We start from the raw sequence: 20,900 nt of genomic DNA, 5'->3' as shown, positions 1-20,900 counted from the left end.
CTCAGCCGCCCATTCTGCCGCGCGGCAGCTTGATCATATCGCCGAAGCGGGCGCGCAATTTGTCGTCGACCGGCTTTGGCACATGGCGCGGGAAGCGTTCGGCAAGCACGCGTTTCTTCTCGATGATCGCCCGCTGCAGGATATCGGGCCTGCCTTTCTCATTCCATTCCTTCGGCGAAAAGCGGTCGCCGACGGCCGGATAGAAATATTCGGTCTGCATCAGCCGCAGCGTCTGCTCGTTGCCGAGATAATGGCCCGGCCCTTTCAGGCAAACATCGGCGATGGTGTCGATCGACAGCGACTCGTCCGTCACCTCGATGCCGCGCACGCAGCGCAGGCAGTGGCCGAGCATGTCATTGTCGATGATCAGGCTCTCCAGGCAGAAGCCGAGCAGCGACGCATGCATGCCGGCCGACTCATAAACCAGGTTGAGGCCGGCGAGACCGGCCATCACGTCGGTTATGCCCTTTTCGTAGCCGGACTGGATGTCAGGCAGTTTCGAATCCGTCATGCCGGCGGCCGAACCGCCTGGCAGGTCGTAGAACTGCGCCATCTGTGCACAGGCCGCGGTCAGCACCGCCTGCTCGGCCGAACCGCCCGACATGGCGCCGGTCCTGAGATCCGAGACAAACGGCCAGGTGCCGAAGATCGCCGGATGGCCGGGCTTGATGGCGTTGACATAGATAAGGCCGACGAGCACTTCGGCGACCGCCTGCACCACAGCACCGGCAATCGCCGCCGGTGCTGTTGCACCCGCTTGGCCGGCCGACAGCAGCAGGATCGGAATGCCGCCCTCCACGCAGGCTTCGAGCACGCCGCAGGCGTCCTCGGCAAACTTCATCGGCGGCACGACGAAGCAGTTCGAATTGGAGACGAAAGGCCGCGCGCGAAAATTCTCTTCGCCGCCCGCGATCGCATAAAGCATGTCGAGCGCCGGCTTGACGTTCTCACGCACAGTGAACGAGGTGCCGACATGCTTCGATGTGCCCATGACGCAGGCGTAGAGCGTGTTGAAATCCATATCGAGCGGGTCGGGAATGTCGCGCGGCACCATCGGCCGCTGGAAGAAATGGATGTTGTCGAGCCCTTCGACCAGGCGCGCGGCATCATAGATGTCCTGCAGCAGCGACTCGCGATACTCACGCTTTTCGACATCGACAAGATGCACCGCAGCACCGGCCGTGCCGTAGTGCACACGCTTGCCCTGGATCACCATGTCGTGCTTCGGATCCTGGCCGTGGAGGGTGAAATGCCGCGCCGCGTTCTTGATGGTGTCGAGCACAAGGCCGCGAGGAAAGCGCAGGCGGCCGTCCTCACTGAAGGTCGCGCCGGCTTTGGTCAGCGCCTCGATGCAGGAGGGGATGGCGTTGGCGAAGCCGACCGTCTCCAGAAGGGTAAGCACGGCCTCGTGGATACGTTCGCAATCGCTGCCGCTGAGCGGGCTGTAGCTTCCGCCTTCGAGGCCGGCACGCACCGGCTTGACGTCGTCGGCAAGCGGTGCCGCCCGCATGGCGCGGCGCGCCTCGCGCCCGCCGGACCGCCGCGAACGCTGGTCTGCGGACACGTCCTGCTTCTCATGGGCCATTGGCATGAAGGCACTCCAACTTTAGCTGCGGAGCGGGCGCGGCGGTTGGTCCACCATCGGCCTGCTTCGTCCCCTCTATACAGCGACTATGCCGCCGGCATTGGCACAGCCTATGTGCCAGCCGGTCCCGTCGCATATGCCAAGGAGCTAAAGAACCGGAGCCGCACTACATGCGCCAGGCTCCGGTCGGGGAAGGGAGATCAGGCCGCTGCCGGCCTGCGTCCAGCTGCCGTCGCAAGTTCGCGGATGCCGGGTTCAATGTGCTGCAACGCGATCGAGGAAATGCCCAAGCGCATGAAACGCGATGGCTTTTCGGTGCGGTCGAAGAAGCGGTCGCCAGGCTCGATGATGACGCTGCGCGAGGCCGCGGCCTCCGCCAGCCCGCGCGAATCGGTGCCGCGCGGCCCCTCGAGCCAGAGCGACGTGCCGCCGGCCGAATCGGTCGAGCGCCACTCCGGCAGGAAGGCGGAAATCGCATGGACCAGACGCTTGCGCCTCTCGTCGAAGGCGCTCGACAGCCGCCGCACCAGCGCCTCGTGATGGCCGAGCGACAGGAACAATGCGACGGCGCGCTGGTTGTTCGCCGGCGGATGGCGCAGCATGAAGCGGCGTAGCGCCCGAAGCTCGGAGATCAGCCCGGCCGAGGCGACGATGTAGCCGAGCCTGAGGCCGGGAGCCAGCGTCTTCGACATCGAGCCGACATAGACGACGCGGCCGGAGCGATCGAGGCTCTTCAGCGCCTGCTGCGGCGCCTCGTCCAGGAGCTGGCTGTCATATCCGTCCTCGATGATGATCTGGTTGTGCCGGTTGGCGCGCGCCAAAAGCTCCTGCCGCCGCTCTGCCGACAGCGGCACCATGGTCGGGCAATGGTGGCTGGGCGTGACGAAGACGAAGCCGGAATCATTGGGAATGGCCGAGGTTACGATGCCGGAGTGGTCGACCGGAACCGGCTGGATCTCGGCGCCGGCCAGCCGGAAGATCGAACGTGCATCGGGATAGCCCGGGTCCTCCATCGCCACCTTGGAGCCCTTGGTCATCAACAGCGTCGCCAGCATGTAAAGCGCGTTCTGCGCGCCCAACGTCACGATGATCTCGTCCGGATTGGCGAAGATGCCGCGTCGCGGCAGCAGCCGTGCCTGGATCTGCTCGATCAGGAGCGGATCGTCGCGGTCGACCATGTCGGATGCCCAGTTGCGGATTTCGAGCACCGCCAACGCCATGCGGTTGCACTCGCGCCATTCGGCGGTCGGGAACAGCGCCGGGTCGAATTGGCCATAGACGAAGGGGTATGACGACTTGATCCAGTTGTCGTGCTTGGCCGGCGGCGGCATGTCGCTCGCCGCGATCTGCCGACGCGCCTTCCAGTCGATCTCGTTGGCCTGGTCGGGCGCCTTCTGATGCGGCTTGGCCGGCGTCGCCAGCACTTCGGGATTGACGAAATGGCCGCGGCGCTCGCGCGCCACCAGGAAGCCCTGGTCGACCAGCTGCTGGAAGGCCAGCACCACGGTGCCGCGCGCCACGCCGAGTTTTTCGGCAAGAATCCGGCAGGACGGAAGCGGCATGGAAGCCGCGATCTGCCGGTCGAGGATGGCGGCGACGATCGCCTGGCGGATCTGCGCCTGCAGGGTCTGACCGGATTCCGCCGAAATCCGGAACAGGCCGGACCATATGGCCGTGTCGTTTCGCTGTGGCATGGGAGATGTTCCTCGATGGCCAGCGTTTCTCACTTGGCTGGACCAGTCGAATGTACCGGTGGCACAAGGTGTTGCGCCAATCAATTTTTCTGATCGCTGGGATTTATGCCAGTGATCCTTTGAGCCGGCCCACGCTGCGCTGCGGCATCGCTGCGCATTGAAACAGATGGAATTCGACCCGATAGTTTGCCGCGACGACACGCGCCGGAAACATCCGGCCTGATAAGATGCACCTCAAGAACTGGAGCGAAGCAGTGGATCAATCGTCCTTTCAAAAGCAGCTCGACGCGTTGCGCGATCACCGTGCGGCCAAATCGGGCTCGATGCGCGAGGCTTTCGCTGCCGATCCGCAGCGCTTCGAGAAATTCTCCGCCAGTGACGGCGACCTGCTGCTCGACTGGTCGAAATGCGCGGTTGATGCGCGGACGATGGAGTTGCTGGAGAAGCTGGCTGAGGCCGCCGACCTCGAAGGCCGGCGCGACGCGATGTTTGCCGGCAAGAAGATCAACGTCACTGAAGGCCGTGCCGTGCTGCACACGGCGCTGCGCAACCTGACCGGCAAGGGCATCGTGCTCGACGGCCAGGACGTGAAGGCGGAAGTCCTTGCCGTACTCGACGCGATGGGTGCCTTCGCCGACGCGGTGCGTTCCGGCAAGGCAGCCGGCGCGACCGGCAAGAAAATCACCGACATCGTCAACATCGGCATCGGCGGCTCCGATCTCGGCCCGGCCATGGCGACGCTGGCGCTGGCGCCCTATCATGACGGGCCGCGCGCGCATTACGTATCCAATATCGACGGTGCCCATATCCACGACACGCTGAAGGGTCTTTCCGCCGAAACCACCCTGTTCATCATCGCCTCCAAGACCTTCACCACGGTCGAGACGATGACCAATGCCGAAACCGCGCGCAGATGGGTCGAGAAAGCGCTCGGCAAGGAAGCGGTCGGCAAGCATTTCGCCGCCGTCTCGACGGCGCTCGACCTGGTCGCCAAATTCGGCATCGCGCCCGATCGCGTCTTCGGCTTCTGGGACTGGGTCGGCGGCCGCTATTCAGTCTGGGGTGCGATCGGTCTGCCGGTGATGATCGCCATCGGCCCGAAGGATTTTCGCGCCTTTCTCGACGGCGCCCATGAGATGGACGAGCATTTCCGCACCGCGCCGCTGGCGGAGAACCTGCCGGCGCTGATGGGGCTGATTGGCTGGTGGCACCGCGTGATCTGCAAATACCCCGCTCGCGCCGTCATCCCCTACGATCAGCGTCTGTCCAGGCTGCCGGCCTATCTGCAGCAGCTCGACATGGAATCGAACGGCAAGAGCGTCACCCTGGACGGCGGCGCTGTAACGACGCCGACCGGCCCGCTGGTCTGGGGCGAGCCCGGCACCAATGGCCAGCATGCCTTCTTCCAGTTGCTGCATCAGGGCACCGATTTCATTCCGGTCGAATTCCTCGCCGCTGCCGTCGGCCACGAACCGGAGCTGAAGCACCACCACGACCTTCTGCTTGCCAATTGCCTGGCGCAGTCGGAAGCCTTCATGAAGGGCCGCACGCTTGAGGAAGCCCGCGCGCAGATGCTGGCGAAAGGCATGAAGCCCGCCGATGTCGACAGGATTGCTCCGCACCGCGTCTTCTCCGGCGACCGCCCCTCGGTGACGATTCTCTACAGAAAGCTCGACCCGCATACATTCGGACGCCTGATTGCGCTTTACGAACACCGCGTCTTTGTCGAAGGCACGCTGTTCAACATCAACTCCTTCGACCAATGGGGCGTCGAGCTCGGCAAGGAACTGGCGACCGGGCTGCTGCCCGTCGTTGAAGGCAAGGAGAACGCCGCAAAGCGGGATGCCTCGACTGCCGGACTGGTGGAATACATTCACCGCTTGCGCGGCCTGGAGTGAAAAGCTTGGCGGACATCAAGGGAGTATTGTTCGACAAGGACGGCACGCTCGTAGATTTCAACGCGACATGGCTGGGCATCGCCGACTTCATGGCGATGGATGCGGCCGAAGGCGATCGCTGGAGGGCAGACAGGCTGCTTGCGGCGGCGGGCTTCGACTTCGCCAACAAGCGCTTCAAGCCGGATTCAATTTTTGCCTCCGGCACCAACATGGACGTCGTCGAGCTGTGGTTTCCGCGGCTGTCCGACGAGGACCAGATGCTTGCCGTCGCCCGCTTCAACGCCATCACTTCGGCGCAGGGATCGGCAATGGCGGTGGCGCTGCCGGGTGTGGTCGAGACGCTTGGCCTGCTTCACAGAAAATCCTACCGGCTTGGCGTCGCCACCAACGACTCGACCAGCGGCGCGGAAAAGACCTTGGTCACTCTGGGCGTCGCGCAGCTTTTCGACGCCGCCTATGGTTACGATGCGGTGGCCAATCCAAAACCGGCGCCGGATACGATCCTTGCCTTCTCGGATCTGACAGGGCTCAGGCCGGCGGCGATCGCAATGGTCGGCGACAATCGCCACGATCTGGAGATGGCGCGCGCCGGCGGCTGCGGCCTGGCGATCGGCGTGCTGTCCGGCACCGGCACAAGGGAATCGCTGTCGCAGATCGCCGACGTCATCCTGGATTCGGTTGCCGATCTGCCTGATTTTCTAGCGGCGCGGGTCAGCGAGACAGTCTAGACTCGCAGCTAGCTGGTCCGAACGAGAACACGCCGCTCGGTTTCATCGCCGCATTCCTGCCTTCGCCGACATCCGGCACCTCGTATTCGGCCAGCAGGCGAAGCCGCGACCGGGGCAGATAGGCGCGGCCCGGATCGCCGATCAGCACGGCGATGCCGGCTGCAAGGCAGCGGTCGAGGAAAGAAAGGGCCTGGCCGGCAAGATCATGGGCGTAAAACAGGTCGCCGACCACCACGACATCCACCGGCGGCGGCGGACCGCTGGTGATGTCTTCGCCAATGATCATGATAGCGACGCCGTTCGCAGTCGCGTTGAGGCCGAGCGCAACCACACCATTGCGATCGATCTCGGCCGCGACGACCGCGCTTGCCCCGGCTTTTGCCGCTGCAATGCCGACGAGACCCGAACCGGCGCCGAGGTCGAGCACGCGACGGCCGGCCACGGTCTCCGGCCGGTCGAATATGTAGCGGGCGAGCACCGCGCCGCCGGCCCAGACATAGGCCCAGTACGGTGGCTCCGGTTCAGGTCCGTCTTCTTCGGTCGCATGTTGGTTCCATTCGAGAAGCCGCCTGAGCCCGCTTCCCGGATGGGCGGTGTAAAGCCGAATTTCGGGAAGCGCGGGCACGGGGGCGATCCGCATGTTCGCCCGGATGAACTCTGCCGGGTCCGGGCGCGAACCTATGCTCACGGCGTTGGCGCCGGCGATGCAATCGCTCAAGCTGCGCCTAGCCCCGCAACGCCCGTCGCAGGATCTTGCCGACCGGTGTCTTCGGCAGCTCGGCGCGGAACTCAATATACCTGGGACGCTTGTAGCCGGTCAGGTTCTCACGGCAATAAGCCGTCAGCATGTCGGCGGTCAGTGCCGGGTCCTTCTTGACGACGAACAGCTTCGGCACTTCACCCGAATGCTCGTCCGGCACGCCGATCGCCGCCACTTCGAGTACGCCTGGATGCTGCGCCACCACTTCCTCGAGTTCGTTCGGATAGACGTTGAAGCCGGAAACCAGGATCATGTCCTTCTTGCGATCGACGATCTTGGTGTAGCCAAGCTCGTCCATGAAGCCCATGTCGCCCGATTTGAAGAAGCCATCCTCGGTCATCACCTTGGCGGTCTCGTCCGGCCGGTTCCAGTAGCCGGCCATTACCTGCGGTCCGCGGATGCAGATTTCGCCGACTTCGCCGAGCGGCAAATTGTTGCCGTCGTCGTCGCGGATGGCGATCTCGGTCGAGGGCAGCGGCAGGCCGATCGTGCCGGTGTAAACGCCGTCGCTGAATTTGTTGATCGTTGCTCCCGGCGAGGTCTCGGTGAGCCCGTAGGCCTCGCTGATCGGGCAGCCGGTCAGCGCCTTCCAGCGTTCGGCGATGGCCCTCTGCACCGGCATGCCGCCACCCAGCGTCAGGATCAGCGGCTTGAAATCGAGCTTGCGAAAATCCTCATTATTGAGCAGCGCATTGAACAGCGTGTTGAGGCCCGGAAAGATGTGGATCGGGTATTTCTGCAGCTCCTTGACGAAGCCGGGGATGTCGCGCGGATTGGGGATGAGGACATTCTGCGCGCCTTGCTGCATGCCTACCAGCACGTTCGCCGTCAGCGCAAAAATGTGATAGAGCGGCAGCGCGCAGAGGAAGTTCAGATGCGCCGGCTTCGGCTTGATGGTAAAGGCGTCTTCGGCCCACAGCGCGTTCTGCGCGACGTTCGCCAAAATGTTGCTGTGCAAAAGCATCGCGCCCTTGGAGATGCCGGTCGTGCCGCCCGTGTATTGCAGGAAGGCGATGTCGTCGGCCGCGACCCTTGCGGGCCTGAAGGCCTTGCCGGTGCCGGCCTTCAGCGCGGCGTTGAATTTGACATGGCCGGGCAGCGACCATGCCGGCACCATCTTCTTGACGCGGCGTACAACGAAGTTGACGATCGTTCCCTTGAGCCCGCCGAGCATGTCGCCCATCGAGGCGACCACGACATGTTTGACCGCGGTCCTGGCGATCACCGCCTGCAGGGTGCAGGCAAAATTTTCGAGGATGACCATGGCTTGAGCGCCGGAATCCTTGAGCTGGTGCTCCAGCTCGCGCGGCGTGTAGAGCGGATTGATGTTGACCACGACATAGCCGGCGCGAAGCACTGCCATAACCGCCACCGGATATTGCAGCACATTCGGCATCATCAGGGCGACGCGCGCGCCCTTCTGCAGCCCCGTTGATTGCAGATAGGCGCCGAAGGCGGCCGACTGTCGCTCGAGGTCGGCATAGGTGATCGATTTGCCCATGCAGACGAAGGCCGGCCGATTCGCAAACTGCTTGCACACGGCGACGAGAAAGTCGCCGATCGAGCTGGAGGGCAGGTCGCCAATCTCGGCCGGCACGATCTTTGGGTAACTCTGGAGCCACGGTTTTTCAGGCAGGCCAGCGGCCAGTGCGGTGATCGCCTTCGGTAATCTCTTGGCCGGACCTGCCGGCGGTCGTGGCGCTGTCGGCACTGCCTTCGCCGCCGGCTTGGCGGCAGATTTTGCAGCAGGCGCAGTCTTGCCGGTTGCCGGTTTAGCAGCCGTTCCAGCCGTGGTCTTCGCCGCCGGCTTCGCGCTTGCCTTCGCGGTTGCCGTCGGCTTGGCGGCGGCCGCTTTTGGCTTGACCGCTTTCGATGTTGCCTCGGCCTTTGCTTTCGCCGCGTTGGTTGTCTTTGCCGGTTTTGCCACCTGTCGCTCCCTCAATCGTTCTTATTGTTTCGGCATGCTTGCGCGCCACCACCGCCCTGATCAACAAAGATATCCCACCGCTTGCCGCAATATCCGGAACCTGGGAAAATCCGGCACGCTGCCCATCTATCTATGTATTGCCACAAGCGGCGGCCGTGCAAGCCTCGCCACCTGGAGTGCGGTAAGACTTGCCGTCAAACCTCTTGGCCGCGACCGGTTTTCGGACGCGCATCTCTTGAACCGAACGGCTCGATTCCCCCAATCGGCGGCATTACCGATCAACAAAAAATTGAAGTCGCTAATAATGTCGTGATCTGCGGATTCGGCTCGTTTTTTCCACAATTTGCCGCGTGCCGGAATTTTTTTCTGCTTCCCGTGGGTTAGGCAAACAAGCAGTTCCAAAGCTAGAAAAACGGTGCTTATATGCGGCCTTCGCGAGCCTGACAGAGGGGCTTGGAAGAACATCAGGGAGTGCTCAATGAAAAAGAAACTGACTTTTGCAGCCGCGTTGCTGGCTGCAAGCGTCCTCGGCGGCGTGGCCAATGCAAAACAACTGGTCTATTGCTCGGAGGCTTCGCCGGCCGGCTTCGACCCGTCGCCATGGAGCGGCGGCAACGACTTCGATGCCTCGTCGCGCACCATCTATTCGCGCCTGGTCGAGTTCGAGCATGGCAAGACCACCATCTCGCCCGGCCTGGCCGAGAGCTGGACGGTTTCCGATGACGGTCTCGAATACACCTTCAAGCTTCGCCCGGGTGTGAAATTCCAGACGACCGATTATTTCACGCCGACGCGCGACCTCAACGCCGACGACGTGATCTTTTCCTTCGAACGCCAGTGGAAGAAAGAAAGCCCGTGGTACAGCTATCTGGAAGGCACCGGCTGGGAATATTTCACCGGCATGGGCTTCCCCGATCTCCTGAAGGAAATCGTCAAGGTCGACGACCTGACGGTGAAATTCGTGCTGAACAAGCCTGAAGTCGCGTTCCTGCCGGACCTCGGCATGGATTTCGCCTCGATCGTTTCCAAGGAATATGCCGACCAGCTCGACAAGGCCGGCACCAGGCAGCAGTTCACCCAGAAGCCGGTCGGCACTGGTCCGTTCCAGTTCGTCGACTATCAGGTCGATGCGGTCGTGCGCTATGCAGCATGGGACGGCTACTATGGCGGCCGACAGAAGATCGACGATCTGATCTTCGCCATCACGCCCGATCCGGCCGTACGCGCGCAGAAGCTGAAGGCGGGCGAATGCGATATCATGTCATACCCGGCGCCGGCCGACATTGCCGGACTGCAGGCCGACGCGAACCTCAAGGTCGACGAGCAGGAAGGCCTGAACATCGGCTACATGGCTTACAACACGACGCAGCCGCCCTTCGACAAGGTCGAGGTCCGCAAGGCCCTCAACATGGCGGTAAACAAGAAGGCGATCATCGACGCGGTCTATCAGGGCGCCGGCGCGCCGGCCATCAACCCGATCCCGCCGACCATGTGGTCCTATAACAAGGACATCAAGGACGATCCCTATGATCCGGAGGCGGCCAAGAAGATGCTGGCCGATGCAGGCGTCAAGGATCTGTCGATGAAGATCTGGGCTATGCCGGTCAGCCGCCCCTACAACCCGAACGCCCAGCGCGTCGCCGAGTTGATCCAGGCCGACTATGCCGCTGTCGGGGTCAAGGCGGAGATCGTCAGTTACGAATGGACCGAGTATCGCCAGCGCGGCAAGGCTAAGGATCGCGATGGCGCCTTCCAACTGGGCTGGACCGGTGACAATGGCGATCCGGACAACTTCTTTTTCCTGCTCGGTTGCGATGCCATCGGCCAGTCCAATTATGCGATCTGGTGCAACCAGGAATTCGAAGCCCTGCTGAAAAAAGGCAAGGCGACGACGGACGTCGCCGAGCGCACCAAGATCTACGAGGAAGCTCAGGTGGTGTTCAAGCGTGAGGCTCCGTGGCTGACCATCGCCCACTCCAAGGTCTTCATGCCGATGAACAAGAAGGTGTCGGGCTTCGTTATGGACCCGCTCGGCATTCATCGGTTTGACGGCGTCGACGTCACCGAATAAGTCCTGAGAAATTGAACGGCGGCGCTGGACTTCCCGCGCCGCCGTTCTATGAAGCAAGATGCTCCGTTATCTCCTCCACAAGCTCGCTTTGATCATCCCGACCGTGTTCGGCATATCGCTGGCGGCGTTTGCTTTCGTCCGGCTTCTGCCCGGCGATCCTATCCTGGCCCTGGCGGGCGAGCGCGGTGTCAGCCCCGAGCGCTACGCCCAGCTCATCGAGCAGTTTGGCTACAACCGGCCCTATGTCATCCAATACCTGGAATATATCGGCAGGGTCCTGACCGGCGATTTCGGCATATCTATTGCCACCAAGCGGCCAGTGCTCGGCGAATTCCAGGCGCTGTTTCCAGCCACGCTGGAACTGGCGACAGTGGCGTTGATCATCGCCGTCCTGCTCGGCATTCCTGCCGGTATCTTCGCCGCGGTCAAGCGCGGCTCGTGGTTCGACCAGGCGACGATGGGTGTCGCGCTGACCGGCTATTCGATGCCGATCTTCTGGTGGGGGTTGCTGCTCATTATCTTCTTCTCCGGCTATCTCGGCTGGACGCCGGTTTCCGGCCGCATCGGCCTGCAGTATTTCTTCAGGCCGACGACCGGGTTCATGCTCATCGACAGCCTGATCTCCGGCAGGAGCGGCGCTTTCAAATCTGCCGTCAGCCATTTGATCCTGCCGTCGATCGTGCTGGCGACGATCCCGCTTGCCGTCATAGCGCGCCAGACGCGCTCGGCGATGCTCGAGGTGCTGGGCGAGGACTATGTCCGCACCGCGCGCGCCAAGGGCCTGGCGCCGCGCCGCGTCATCGGTCTGCACGCTTTTCGCAACGCGCTGATCCCGGTAGTCACCACCATTGGACTGCAGGTCGGCACCTTGATGGCGGGCGCCATTCTGACCGAGACCATTTTTTCCTGGCCGGGCATCGGCAAATGGATGATCGATGCCATCGGCAAGCGCGACTATGTCGTCGTCCAGAGCGGATTGCTGATCATCGCGCTGATCGTCATGGCGGTGAACCTGATCGTCGACGTGCTCTACGCCGTCATCAATCCGCGCATCCGGGTGCAGTGAGATGACCGACGAATCCGCCGCCGAAGCTACCGCCGCCTCCATCCCGACAGGCGGCAGGCAACGGGCTTTCGCCGAGTTCTGGCACTACTTCTCGATGAACACCGGCGCGGTCATCGGCCTTGTCGTGTTTTCGGCGCTGGTGCTGGTGGCGATCTTTGCGCCGTTCGTCGCCCCACATTCGCCCGACGAGCAGTTTCGCGATGCGCTGCTGGCACCCCCTGCCTGGCAGGAAGGCGGCAAATCGATGTTCCTGCTCGGCACCGACGCGGTCGGCCGCGACATGCTTTCACGGTTGATCTTCGGGGCGCGTTTCTCGCTGTTCATCGGTCTGGTGGTCGTTGTCTTCTCGCTCACCAGCGGCATCGTGCTTGGCGTGCTCGCCGGCTATTTCCGCGGCTGGGTCGACACGCTGATCATGCGCATCATGGATATCATCCTGGCCTTCCCGTCGCTGCTTCTGGCGCTGGTGCTGGTGGCGATCCTTGGCCCCGGCCTTTTCAATGCCATGCTGGCGATCGCGCTGGTGCTGCAGCCGCATTTTGCGCGCCTCACCCGCGCCGCCGTGATGGCCGAAAAGAACCGCGAATATGTCATCTCCGCCAAGGTGGCTGGTGCCGGTCATCTTCGCTTGATGGTGAGGACGATCCTGCCGAACTGCCTGGCACCGCTGATCGTGCAGGCGACATTGTCTTTCTCCAACGCTATTCTCGAGGCTGCGGCGCTCGGCTTCCTCGGTGTCGGTGCGCAGCCGCCGACGCCGGAATGGGGCACGATGCTCGCCTCGGCGCGCGAGTTCATCCTGCGCGCGCCTTGGGTGGTGACCTTCCCCGGCCTTGCTATCCTGATCACTGTGCTGGCCATCAATCTGATCGGCGATGGCTTGCGCGATGCCTTCGATCCCAAGCTGAAGAGGTCATAATCCAATGCCTCTTCTCGAGATCAAGAACCTGACCGTTTCCTTCGACACCGCCGCTGGACCATTCATGGCGGTACAAGGCATCGACCTGTCGGTCGAACCGCGCGAGGTACTGGCGATCGTCGGCGAATCCGGTTCGGGCAAGTCGGTGGCGATGCTGGCGGTGATGGGGCTTTTGCCCAACACCGCGACGGTGAGGGCCGACCGCATGGCCTTCGACGGCATCGACCTGCTCAAGCTCGGCCCATCCGAGCGGCGCAAGATCGTCGGCAAGGACATTTCGATGATCTTCCAGGAGCCGGTCGCCAGCCTCAACCCGTGCTTCACCGTCGGCTTCCAGATCGAGGAGGTGCTGCGCTTCCATATGGGCATGGACCGCGCCCAGCGCCGGGCGCGTGCCATCGAATTGATGAAGTTGGTCGGCATCGCCGACCCCGAGGAACGGCTGGGCTCCTTCCCGCACCAGATGTCGGGTGGTCAGTGTCAGCGCGTCATGATCGCCATCGCCATCGCCTGCAATCCCAAGCTTTTGATCGCCGACGAGCCAACCACGGCGCTCGACGTCACCATCCAGAAGCAGATCCTCGATCTGCTGGTCGGCCTGCAGGCCAAATATGGCATGGGCCTGATCATGATCACCCACAATATGGGAGTGGTTGCCGAGACCGCCGACCGTGTCATCGTCCAGTACAAGGGCCGCAAGATGGAAGAGGCCGACGTGCTGTCGCTGTTCGAGTCCCCCAAGAGCAACTACACGCGCGCGCTCCTGTCGGCGCTGCCGGAAAATGCCGTCGGCGACCGGTTGCCTACTGTTTCCGACATGCTGTTCGAGCCGGCCCCATCTGTAGTCGCAGCCCGGTCCGCAGGAGGAACCGCCTCATGAGCGTGACGGTAGTCGAAGGCAAGAACATCGTGCGCGACTATCATGTCGGTGGCGGGCTTTTCCGCCCCTCCCGTACGGTTCATGCGGTCAAGGGTGTTTCGTTCAGCGTCGACAAGGGCAAGACGCTGGCCATCGTCGGCGAGAGCGGCTGCGGCAAGTCAACACTCGCCCGCATCATCACCCTGATCGACCCGGCGACCTCCGGCGAGCTTTTCATCGACGGCAAGAAGGTAGACATCGGCAGGAACGGCCTGTCGAAGGAAATGCGCCGCAAGGTCCAGATCGTCTTCCAGAACCCTTATGGTTCGCTCAATCCACGCCAGAAGATCGGCGACGTGCTTGGCGAGCCGCTGCTCATCAACACCGACAGCACGGCCGACGAGCGGCGCGATCTTGCCATGAAGATGCTAAAGAAGGTCGGTCTCGGCCCCGAGCACTTTAATCGCTACCCGCATATGTTTTCGGGCGGCCAGCGCCAGCGGATCGCCATCGCCCGCGCGCTGATGCTCAACCCCAGCCTTCTGGTGCTGGACGAGCCGGTCTCGGCACTTGATCTTTCGGTGCAGGCGCAGGTGCTGAACCTGCTCGCCGACCTGCAGGACGAGTTTCAGCTAACCTATGTTTTCATCAGCCACGACCTGTCGGTGGTGCGCTATATCGCCGACGACGTGATGGTGATGTACTTCGGCGAAGCGGTCGAATACGGCTCGCGCGACGAGGTCTTCGCCGACCCCAAGCACAGCTACACCAGGACGCTGTTCGCGGCGACGCCGCGTGCCGACGTTGCCAGCATCAAGGCACGGTTGGCGAAGAAGAAGGCCGCCTGATCCGGCGAGGTTTGCCGGCCGGCTACCGCTTCTCGATCCCCGGAATGCCGGAGATCTGCTCGGCGAGAAAGTCGACCAGCAGCCGCACCCGGGCAATGCCCGCACGCTCCGGAACGATCAGCATGCTCAGCGGGACGGGAGGCGGAAAATAGCCCGGCAGGACCACTTCCAGCCGGTCGGCCGCCAGAAGATCGTCGACAAGCCAGTGGTGGGCGGGTGCGATGCCGCGTCCGGCGACAAGGGCTTCGCGCGCAGCAAGCCCATGGTCGACCAGAAATCTGCCGCCAAAGGGCACCGCAAAGGTCTCGCCGCCCGGCCCCTGCAAGGTGAGCGTGTCGCTTCCCGCGATGTTCGACATCCGGATGCCTTCATGGCCAGGCAGATCCTGCGGGACAGCCGGTCTGCCCCGCGCCGCCAGATAGGCCGGCGCCGCCACCAGCAGACGCCGGGATTGCCCGAGCGCCCGCAGTTTCATTGAGCTGTCGGTGAGCGGGCCGAGGCGAAGCGCGATGTCGACGCCCTCCCGCACAAGGTTGATGCGCTCGTCGGTAAGGCTGAGATCGATGCCGATATCGGGATAGCGGTCCTGAAAGGCGAAGATCAGCCGGCTGACATGTAAGACCCCGAGCGCCGCCGTGCAGGATATCCGGATCGTGCCGGCCGACGCGCCGCGCGTGCCCCGCGCCTCATCGCCGGCCTGCTCGACGAGGCGCAGGATCTGGACGCTGTCGGCATAGTAACGGCTGCCTTCATCGGTCATCGTGACGCGCCGGGTGGTCCTGCTGAGCAAGGGCACGCCGACGGCCTCCTCGAGTTCTCGCAAATGCCGTGTGACCGTCGACTGCCCAACTCCGAGCTCGCGCGCCACCGCCGAGAGGCTGCCGCGCTCGGCGACGCGAACGAAGGTGCGCATGCGCTCGAGAGTGACGTCCGATCTATCCATTATTCGGCATTATCTTATACATTTCCTACATATAGTGGATCAGCCCGCGGCTGGCTACCTTTGGTGTCTATCGTCCTTCTTCGGAGTAGACCCATGAAAGTCCTGCTTGTTTTTGCTCATCCTGAACCGCGTTCGCTCAACGGTGCGCTGCGTGACGTCGCCATCAGGGAACTCGAGGCCCAGGGCCACGAGGTGCGGGTGTCGGACCTCTACGCCGACGGCTGGAAAGCCGAGGTGGACCGTGCCGACTTTCCGTCGTGGCCGCCGGAAGCACGCTTCCTGCCGGCCGGCGCCTCCAAAAAGGCTTTTGCGACCAACACTCTGACCGATGACGTCAAAGCCGAGATCGACAAGCTGCTATGGGCCGACACCCTGATCCTCCAGTTCCCGCTGTGGTGGTACGCCATGCCGGCGATCCTCAAGGGCTGGGTCGATCGCGTGTATGCCTACGGCTTCGCCTATGGCGTTGGCGAGCACAGCGACAAGCGGTGGGGTGACCGCTTTGGTGAGGGAACGCTCGCCGGCAAGCGCGCAATGCTGATCGTGACCACCGGCGGCTGGGAGGAGCATTATTCCGCCCGCGGCGTCAACGGCCCGATCGACGACCTGCTGTTCCCGATCAATCACGGGATTCTATACTATCCGGGCTACGACGTGCTTCCGCCGTTCGTGGTTTACAGGGTGGACCGTTTCGGGGAGGCGGATTTCGAGCCTGTCGCGGAGCGACTGCGCGAAAGGATGCGAACGCTCGAGACAATGCGGCCCATTCGTTATCGGCAGCAGAATGGCGGCGATTACTTGATCCCAAGCATGCAATTGCGCCCCGGCTTGGAGAACCCGGGTGCGATCGCCTTTGCGCTTCACGAGGATCGCGCCGGCGCCGCCGCCCAGTCCGATCAGGACAGCCGGGCGATGATGGTGCGCAGCGCCTCGCCGAAGCGCCGGACTTCCTCGATCGTATTGTAATGCACCAGCGAGGCGCGCACGGCGCCGCTGTCCATGCTGAGGTTGAGCCGCTTCATCAGACGCGGCGCATACATGTGGCCGTCGCGAATGCCGATCTGCATCTCGGCCATTTCCTCGACGATCCTCTGTGGCGACAGCGTGCCGACATTGAAGCAGAAGGTCGGCACGCGTTCGCTGAGGCGTGCCTCTTCGGCCACGCCGTAGATCGTCGCGCCGCAATCTTTGAGCACCGCCAGCATTTCGCGCGCCAGCACCTGTTCGTAGTCGCGGATGGCATTCATGCCGGCGACGATGTTGTCGCGGCGCGATTGGTTATTCTCGGACAAGAAATTGCGGCCGATCGATTCGAGGTAGCGCACCGCGGCATCCATGCCGGAGACGTTCTCGTAGATGAACGTGCCGGCTTCGATTTTATGGGGCGGCTCGTCGGGGATGAAATCCTCGCGGAAGGTCGGCAAGCGCTTCAGTGTTTCGAAGCGGCCCCACAGGAAGCCCATATGTGGCGAGAAATTCTTGTAGCCGGAGCAGACCAGATAATCGCAATCCCAGGCCTGCACATCGATCAGCCCGTGCGGCCCGTAATGCACGCAGTCGAGGAACACTTCGGCGCCTGCCGCATGCGCAATCCCAGCCACGGAGGCAACGTCGACAATCGAGCCGATCGAATGCGCCGTTACCGTGCAGGCGACGAGCCGGGTGCGCTCTGAGACCAGCGGGCGCAAATCGTCGACATGCAGATTGCCGTCCTCGCGCATCCGCCACCATTTGAACTTGGCGCCGGCGGGCGCCAGCGCCAGCCAGGTCGCGATATTGGCGTCGTGATCCATGTCGGTGATGACGATCTCGTCACGCTCCCCGTTTGGGCGCTCGGAAAGCATCTGGCCGATGCCGAGGCTGACCAGGCGGATGAACGAAGTGGCGTTCATGCCGAAGCAGATCTCCGCCGGGTTGGTGGCGTTGATCAGCAAGGCCACGCTTTCGCGAGCGCCGGCGACGGCTTGGTCGACGGTGACGCTGCGGCCATAGCGGCCGCCGCGCTGCACATTATGCGCGACCAAATGGTTGGTGACCGCATCGAGCACGCTTTGCGGGATCTGCGCGCCGGCGGCATTGTCCATAAAGACGAAGTCCCCGGCTTGCTGCAAGGCGGGAAACATGGCGCGGATCGTCTCGACCGGGAAAGCTGCGGCATCGCCGGTTTTCGAAATCTGATGCTGGTTCAAGATCGTCTCCTGCGAAGTGCGCTGACAGATTCAGCGGGTCTTTTCGGTTTGAAAGCGGCGTTCAAGGAGGCTGACGAGACGGACCATCGGCCAGAGAAAGATCAGATAGACCAGCGCCGCGCCGATTAGCGGTGAAGGATTGGCATAGAGCGATTGCGCGTTGGTCGCTTCCTTCAGCAGTTCGGGCAGCGCCACGGTGGAAGCGAGCGAAGTATCCTTGAACATCGAAACGCAATTGCTGGTCATTGGCGGAATTACGACGCGGATCGCCTGCGGCAGCACTACCTTGCGCAAGGTCAGCAAGAACGGCAGGCCGAGCGCCTGCGCCGCCTCGAACTGGCCGCGCGGAATGCTCTCTATACCGGAGCGGAACACCTCGGCCGAATAGGCCGCCATGATGATGGCGAAGGCCATCACCGCGGACGTCCACGATGACAGGCGAATGCCGAGGAACGGCAGCGCATAGTAGATCAGGATCAGCACGACCAGCACCGGCATCGCCCGGAAAATGTCAATGTAGCCGACAGCCAGCAGCCGAAGCGGCTTTGGCGCATAGAGCCGCACCAGGCTGATCGCGAGGCCGACGGGAATACCGATGCCGATGCTCATGATTCCGAGCAGCAGGGTGTTCAGGAAACCGCGCAGCAGCGCCGGCAGGCTGGAGACCATGACGTCGGCGTTGAAGAAGGTGTCCAGCAGCGACATCGCAGCATTTCCGAAACGTTTGGCGTCCCGCGACGCTCGAGCCCGAGCCCGAAATCCGAAATCGTGCCGGCATCGAAAGCCGGCACGACATTTAAGCGCGAACTGCCGCTCAGGCCTTCGGCATAGGCATTTCCTTGACGGTCGAGGAATCGGCAGGTGCGTCGCTGCCGAACCACTTCTTGTGGATCGCGGCCAGCGTGCCGTCCTTCTTCATCGCGGTCAGCGCGTCGTTCAGCTTGCCGAGCAGCGGGTGGTCCTTGGTCATCATCAGACCGTACTGCTCGCCGGTCTTGATGCGCTCTTTTACGGCGAGATCCTTCATCCTGGTGAAAGAATATTCCAGGCCCGGAATATCGCTGACCGCCGCATCGACGCGGCCGGAGCTGAGATCGAGCAGCAAATTCTGCTGCGTGTCGTAGCCCTTGACGTCACTGAACCCGTCCGCTTCCTGGTGGGCCTTGACCCAGGCTTCGCCGGTCGAGCCGGACAGCACGCCGACGATCTTGCCCTTGAGGTCGGCCTCGGCCTTGATCGGGCTGTCGGCCTTCGCGGCGATGCCCATGTCGGAATCATAGTAGGGCTGCGTGAACGACTGAGACTTCAGCCGCTCCGGCGTGATGGTGATCGACGAGATGGCGACGTCGATGCGCTTCGAGGTGGTGGCGGCGAACAGCGCCTGGAAACCGAGATCGGCGATATCAGTGGTCATGCCGATACGCTTTGCCGCCTCATTGATGATGTCGACTTCGAAACCCTCGAACGTGCCGCTCTCGTTCTTGTATTCAAAAGGCGGATTGGTCGGATAGGCGCCGACATTCAGCGCGCCTTCGGCGTAGGCCGGGCCGCCGGCGATGCCGATGGCAGCAGCAAGAAGCAGCAGGTTGCGACGGGTGAAGTTCATTTTCGTTCCCTCTGGTTGTGATCGGACGGGTTTGGCCCCGCACGGTTTTGATGCGCCAAGTGACGGGACTGCCGGAAAGCCCTCCCGGCACGGCAGTCGCAAGACATTGGATGCTATCCAAAGTACCGCGCTTTTCAAGGCGAAAGTTTTAAGCTTAAAAAATTGCCACGTGTTGCCGTCACTCCGGAATAACCGCCGTGGCCTGGATCTCAACCTTGGCGCGATCCTCGACCAGCGCCATCACCTGCATGGCGGCCATCGCCGGAAAATGCCGGCCGATCACCTCGCGATAGGCCTCTCCGATCCCCTTGAGATTGGCCAAATATTCCGCCTTGTCGGTAAAGTACCAGGTCATCGAGGTGATATGTTCCGGCTTGGCGTCGGCCTCGGCGAGCACAGCAACAATATTGGCCAGCGTCTGCCGCACCTGGCCGACAAGATCATCGGTCTCGAAGCGGCCCTGTCCGTTCCAGCCGACCTGCCCGCCGACGAAGACAAGCTGCCCACGCGCGGCGACGCCATTGGCATAGCCGACGGGTTTCGCCCAGCCTTCCGGCTGCAGGATGGTGTGCATGTCAAAACCTCCCAATGCTCAAATCCGGTCGCTCAAAACTCGAAGACAATAATTTTCACGCAAACTCCTGTCTCAGGCCGCTCCCATCACTTGCCGTGCAATCACCACCTTCTGCACGTCGGACGCTCCCTCGTAGATGCGCAGCGCCCGGATCTCGCGATACAGGCTTTCGACGATATGGCCCTTGCGGACGCCGTCGCCGCCATGCAGCTGCACAGCCTTGTCGATCACCTCCTGCGCTTTGTCGGTAGCGAACAGCTTGGCCATGGCGGCTTCGCGGGTAACCCGAGCCGCGCCCATGTCCTTGGTCCAGGCGGCACGATAGACCAGCAACGCGGCGGCATCGACATCCAACGCCATCTCGGCGATGTGGCCCTGCACCATCTGCAGCTCGGCCATCGGCGCATCGAACAGCCTGCGCTCGGCCACTCTTGTGATGCTTTCGTCCAGCGCGCGCCGGGCAAAGCCGAGCGCCGCTGCGCCGACGGTCGAACGGAACACGTCGAGCACGGACATGGCGATGCGAAAACCGTCACCGGGTTTGCCGATCAGCGCCGAGGCTGGAATGCGTGCATTGTCGAAGGACAGCCGGGCGAGCGGGTGCGGCGCGATCACCTCCAGCCGCTCGGCAACGATCAGCCCCTCGGTTTCGGAAGGCACGACAAAGGCGGAAAGCCCCTTGGCGCCCGGCGCTTCGCCGGTGCGGGCAAAGACAGCATAAAAGTCAGCGATACCGCCGTTGGAGATCCAGGTCTTTTCGCCGGACAAGAGATAGCTGTCACCGTCACGTGTAGCCGTCATTTCCATATTGGCAACGTCCGAGCCCGAGCGCGGCTCCGACAGTGCGAAAGCCGAAATCGCCTTGCCGGCCCGTGTCTTAGCCAGCCAGTGCTGCTGGTCGGGCGTGCCGAACAGGCTGAGTGCGCCGGTGCCGAGCCCTTGCATCGCGAAGGCGAAATCGGCCAGCCCGTCATGCCGGGCCAGCGTTTCGCGCGTGAGGCAGAGCGTGCGCACGTCGAGCGGTCCCGGATTGTCCACATCGAGCGCCGTCGGCTTCAGCCAGCCGTCCTGGCCGAGCTTGGCCACCAGCTCGCGGCAGGCCGCGTCGACATCGTCATGCGCGACCGGCAGGTTCTTGGCGCACCATGCCTCCAGCCGCTCCGCCAGATCGCGGTGGCGATCCTCGAAGAACGGCCAGGAGAGGAAGGAACGGTCAGGCATTGCTGCCTCCAC

General features: G+C 62.9%; 19 protein-coding genes. 9 read left to right on the top strand and 10 right to left on the bottom strand.

The features are described 5' to 3' along the window. Position 1: 1 nt before the first annotated feature. Together NKI52_RS13225 and pdxR are read right to left on the bottom strand one after the other, a co-directional pair. A complete protein-coding gene (locus NKI52_RS13225; RefSeq protein ID WP_352455053.1) occupies positions 2–1,591 on the bottom strand; it encodes a trimethylamine methyltransferase family protein in 1,590 nt (529 codons plus the stop codon). 194 nt (positions 1,592–1,785) lie between these two features. Continuing rightward, positions 1,786–3,279, bottom strand: coding sequence for a MocR-like pyridoxine biosynthesis transcription factor PdxR (pdxR, locus tag NKI52_RS13220; protein ID WP_023676815.1), 1,494 nt, complete (start codon positions 3,277–3,279; stop codon positions 1,786–1,788). 254 nt (positions 3,280–3,533) lie between these two features. On the opposite strand from pdxR, the gene pgi reads away from it, so the two are divergent. Together pgi and NKI52_RS13210 are read left to right on the top strand one after the other, a co-directional pair. Then, the gene (pgi, locus tag NKI52_RS13215) at positions 3,534–5,177 is read left to right on the top strand and encodes a glucose-6-phosphate isomerase (protein ID WP_352698208.1); all 1,644 of its coding nucleotides are present in this window, start codon (positions 3,534–3,536) and stop codon (positions 5,175–5,177) included. Positions 5,178–5,182: 5 nt separating this feature from the next. Next, positions 5,183–5,905 (top strand): HAD family hydrolase, encoded by a 723-nt coding sequence (locus tag NKI52_RS13210; RefSeq protein ID WP_352698206.1) that lies wholly within the window; start codon positions 5,183–5,185, stop codon positions 5,903–5,905. On the opposite strand, the gene NKI52_RS13205 is transcribed toward NKI52_RS13210, so the two are convergent. Together NKI52_RS13205 and NKI52_RS13200 are read right to left on the bottom strand one after the other, a co-directional pair. Beyond that, the gene (locus NKI52_RS13205) at positions 5,889–6,545 is read right to left on the bottom strand and encodes a class I SAM-dependent methyltransferase (RefSeq protein WP_352698260.1); all 657 of its coding nucleotides are present in this window, start codon (positions 6,543–6,545) and stop codon (positions 5,889–5,891) included. The two genes, NKI52_RS13210 and NKI52_RS13205, sit on opposite strands and share 17 nt — an antisense overlap. 85 nt (positions 6,546–6,630) lie before the next feature. Further along, positions 6,631–8,262: a long-chain-fatty-acid--CoA ligase gene (locus NKI52_RS13200; protein WP_352698204.1), complete on the bottom strand. Its 1,632-nt coding sequence runs from the start codon at positions 8,260–8,262 to the stop codon at positions 6,631–6,633. 55 nt (positions 8,263–8,317) lie between these two features. On the opposite strand from NKI52_RS13200, the gene NKI52_RS13195 reads away from it, so the two are divergent. From NKI52_RS13195 to NKI52_RS13170, 6 genes are all read left to right on the top strand, one after another. After that, positions 8,318–8,905, top strand: coding sequence for a hypothetical protein (locus tag NKI52_RS13195; RefSeq protein ID WP_352698202.1), 588 nt, complete (start codon positions 8,318–8,320; stop codon positions 8,903–8,905). Positions 8,906–9,070: 165 nt separating this feature from the next. Then, complete coding sequence (locus tag NKI52_RS13190) at positions 9,071–10,663, top strand: ABC transporter substrate-binding protein (RefSeq protein ID WP_023676821.1); 1,593 nt, start codon at positions 9,071–9,073, stop codon at positions 10,661–10,663. A gap of 58 nt (positions 10,664–10,721) precedes the next feature. After that, on the top strand, positions 10,722–11,729 hold the full coding sequence (locus NKI52_RS13185; protein ID WP_023676822.1) for an ABC transporter permease subunit: 1,008 nt from the start codon (positions 10,722–10,724) through the stop codon (positions 11,727–11,729). A 1-nt stretch (position 11,730) separates the two neighbouring features. After that, on the top strand, positions 11,731–12,648 hold the full coding sequence (locus NKI52_RS13180; RefSeq protein ID WP_023676823.1) for an ABC transporter permease subunit: 918 nt from the start codon (positions 11,731–11,733) through the stop codon (positions 12,646–12,648). Positions 12,649–12,652: 4 nt separating this feature from the next. Further along, positions 12,653–13,528, top strand: a complete 876-nt coding sequence (locus NKI52_RS13175) for an ABC transporter ATP-binding protein (protein WP_023676824.1) — start codon at positions 12,653–12,655, stop codon at positions 13,526–13,528. Next, complete coding sequence (locus tag NKI52_RS13170; protein WP_023676825.1) at positions 13,525–14,355, top strand: dipeptide ABC transporter ATP-binding protein; 831 nt, start codon at positions 13,525–13,527, stop codon at positions 14,353–14,355. Before NKI52_RS13175 ends, NKI52_RS13170 begins: the two co-directional genes overlap by 4 nt. Positions 14,356–14,377: 22 nt before the next feature. On the opposite strand, the gene NKI52_RS13165 is transcribed toward NKI52_RS13170, so the two are convergent. Then, complete coding sequence (locus tag NKI52_RS13165) at positions 14,378–15,298, bottom strand: LysR family transcriptional regulator (protein WP_352698200.1); 921 nt, start codon at positions 15,296–15,298, stop codon at positions 14,378–14,380. Between the two features lie 93 nt (positions 15,299–15,391). Between NKI52_RS13165 and NKI52_RS13160 the strand changes: the two genes are divergently transcribed. After that, positions 15,392–16,264 (top strand): NAD(P)H-dependent oxidoreductase, encoded by an 873-nt coding sequence (locus tag NKI52_RS13160; RefSeq protein ID WP_352698198.1) that lies wholly within the window; start codon positions 15,392–15,394, stop codon positions 16,262–16,264. Here NKI52_RS13160 and NKI52_RS13155 read toward each other — a convergent pair. The 5 genes from NKI52_RS13155 to NKI52_RS13135 all read right to left on the bottom strand — a co-directional run bounded on the left by NKI52_RS13155 (position 16,195) and on the right by NKI52_RS13135 (position 20,888). Then, positions 16,195–17,487: a cysteine desulfurase-like protein gene (locus NKI52_RS13155; protein WP_352591261.1), complete on the bottom strand. Its 1,293-nt coding sequence runs from the start codon at positions 17,485–17,487 to the stop codon at positions 16,195–16,197. The genes NKI52_RS13160 and NKI52_RS13155 overlap by 70 nt on opposite strands. A gap of 30 nt (positions 17,488–17,517) precedes the next feature. After that, positions 17,518–18,192, bottom strand: a complete 675-nt coding sequence (locus NKI52_RS13150; RefSeq protein WP_292656040.1) for an amino acid ABC transporter permease — start codon at positions 18,190–18,192, stop codon at positions 17,518–17,520. Positions 18,193–18,301: 109 nt separating this feature from the next. Then, positions 18,302–19,093 carry an ABC transporter substrate-binding protein gene (locus tag NKI52_RS13145; protein WP_352680536.1) on the bottom strand — a complete coding sequence of 264 codons (792 nt, stop codon included), beginning with the start codon at positions 19,091–19,093 and terminating at the stop codon, positions 18,302–18,304. A gap of 178 nt (positions 19,094–19,271) precedes the next feature. Beyond that, the gene (locus NKI52_RS13140) at positions 19,272–19,667 is read right to left on the bottom strand and encodes a RidA family protein (RefSeq protein ID WP_352680535.1); all 396 of its coding nucleotides are present in this window, start codon (positions 19,665–19,667) and stop codon (positions 19,272–19,274) included. Between the two features lie 72 nt (positions 19,668–19,739). Beyond that, positions 19,740–20,888, bottom strand: a complete 1,149-nt coding sequence (locus tag NKI52_RS13135) for an acyl-CoA dehydrogenase family protein (RefSeq protein WP_352698195.1) — start codon at positions 20,886–20,888, stop codon at positions 19,740–19,742. Between the last annotated feature and the right edge of the window lie 12 nt (positions 20,889–20,900).

Origin of the sequence: Mesorhizobium sp. M0590, assembly GCF_040320905.1 — a bacterium.
Lineage (GTDB): Bacteria > Pseudomonadota > Alphaproteobacteria > Rhizobiales > Rhizobiaceae > Mesorhizobium.
The sequence above is the reverse complement of the archived record's forward strand: the minus strand, read 5'-3'. Positions and strand labels throughout refer to the sequence as shown.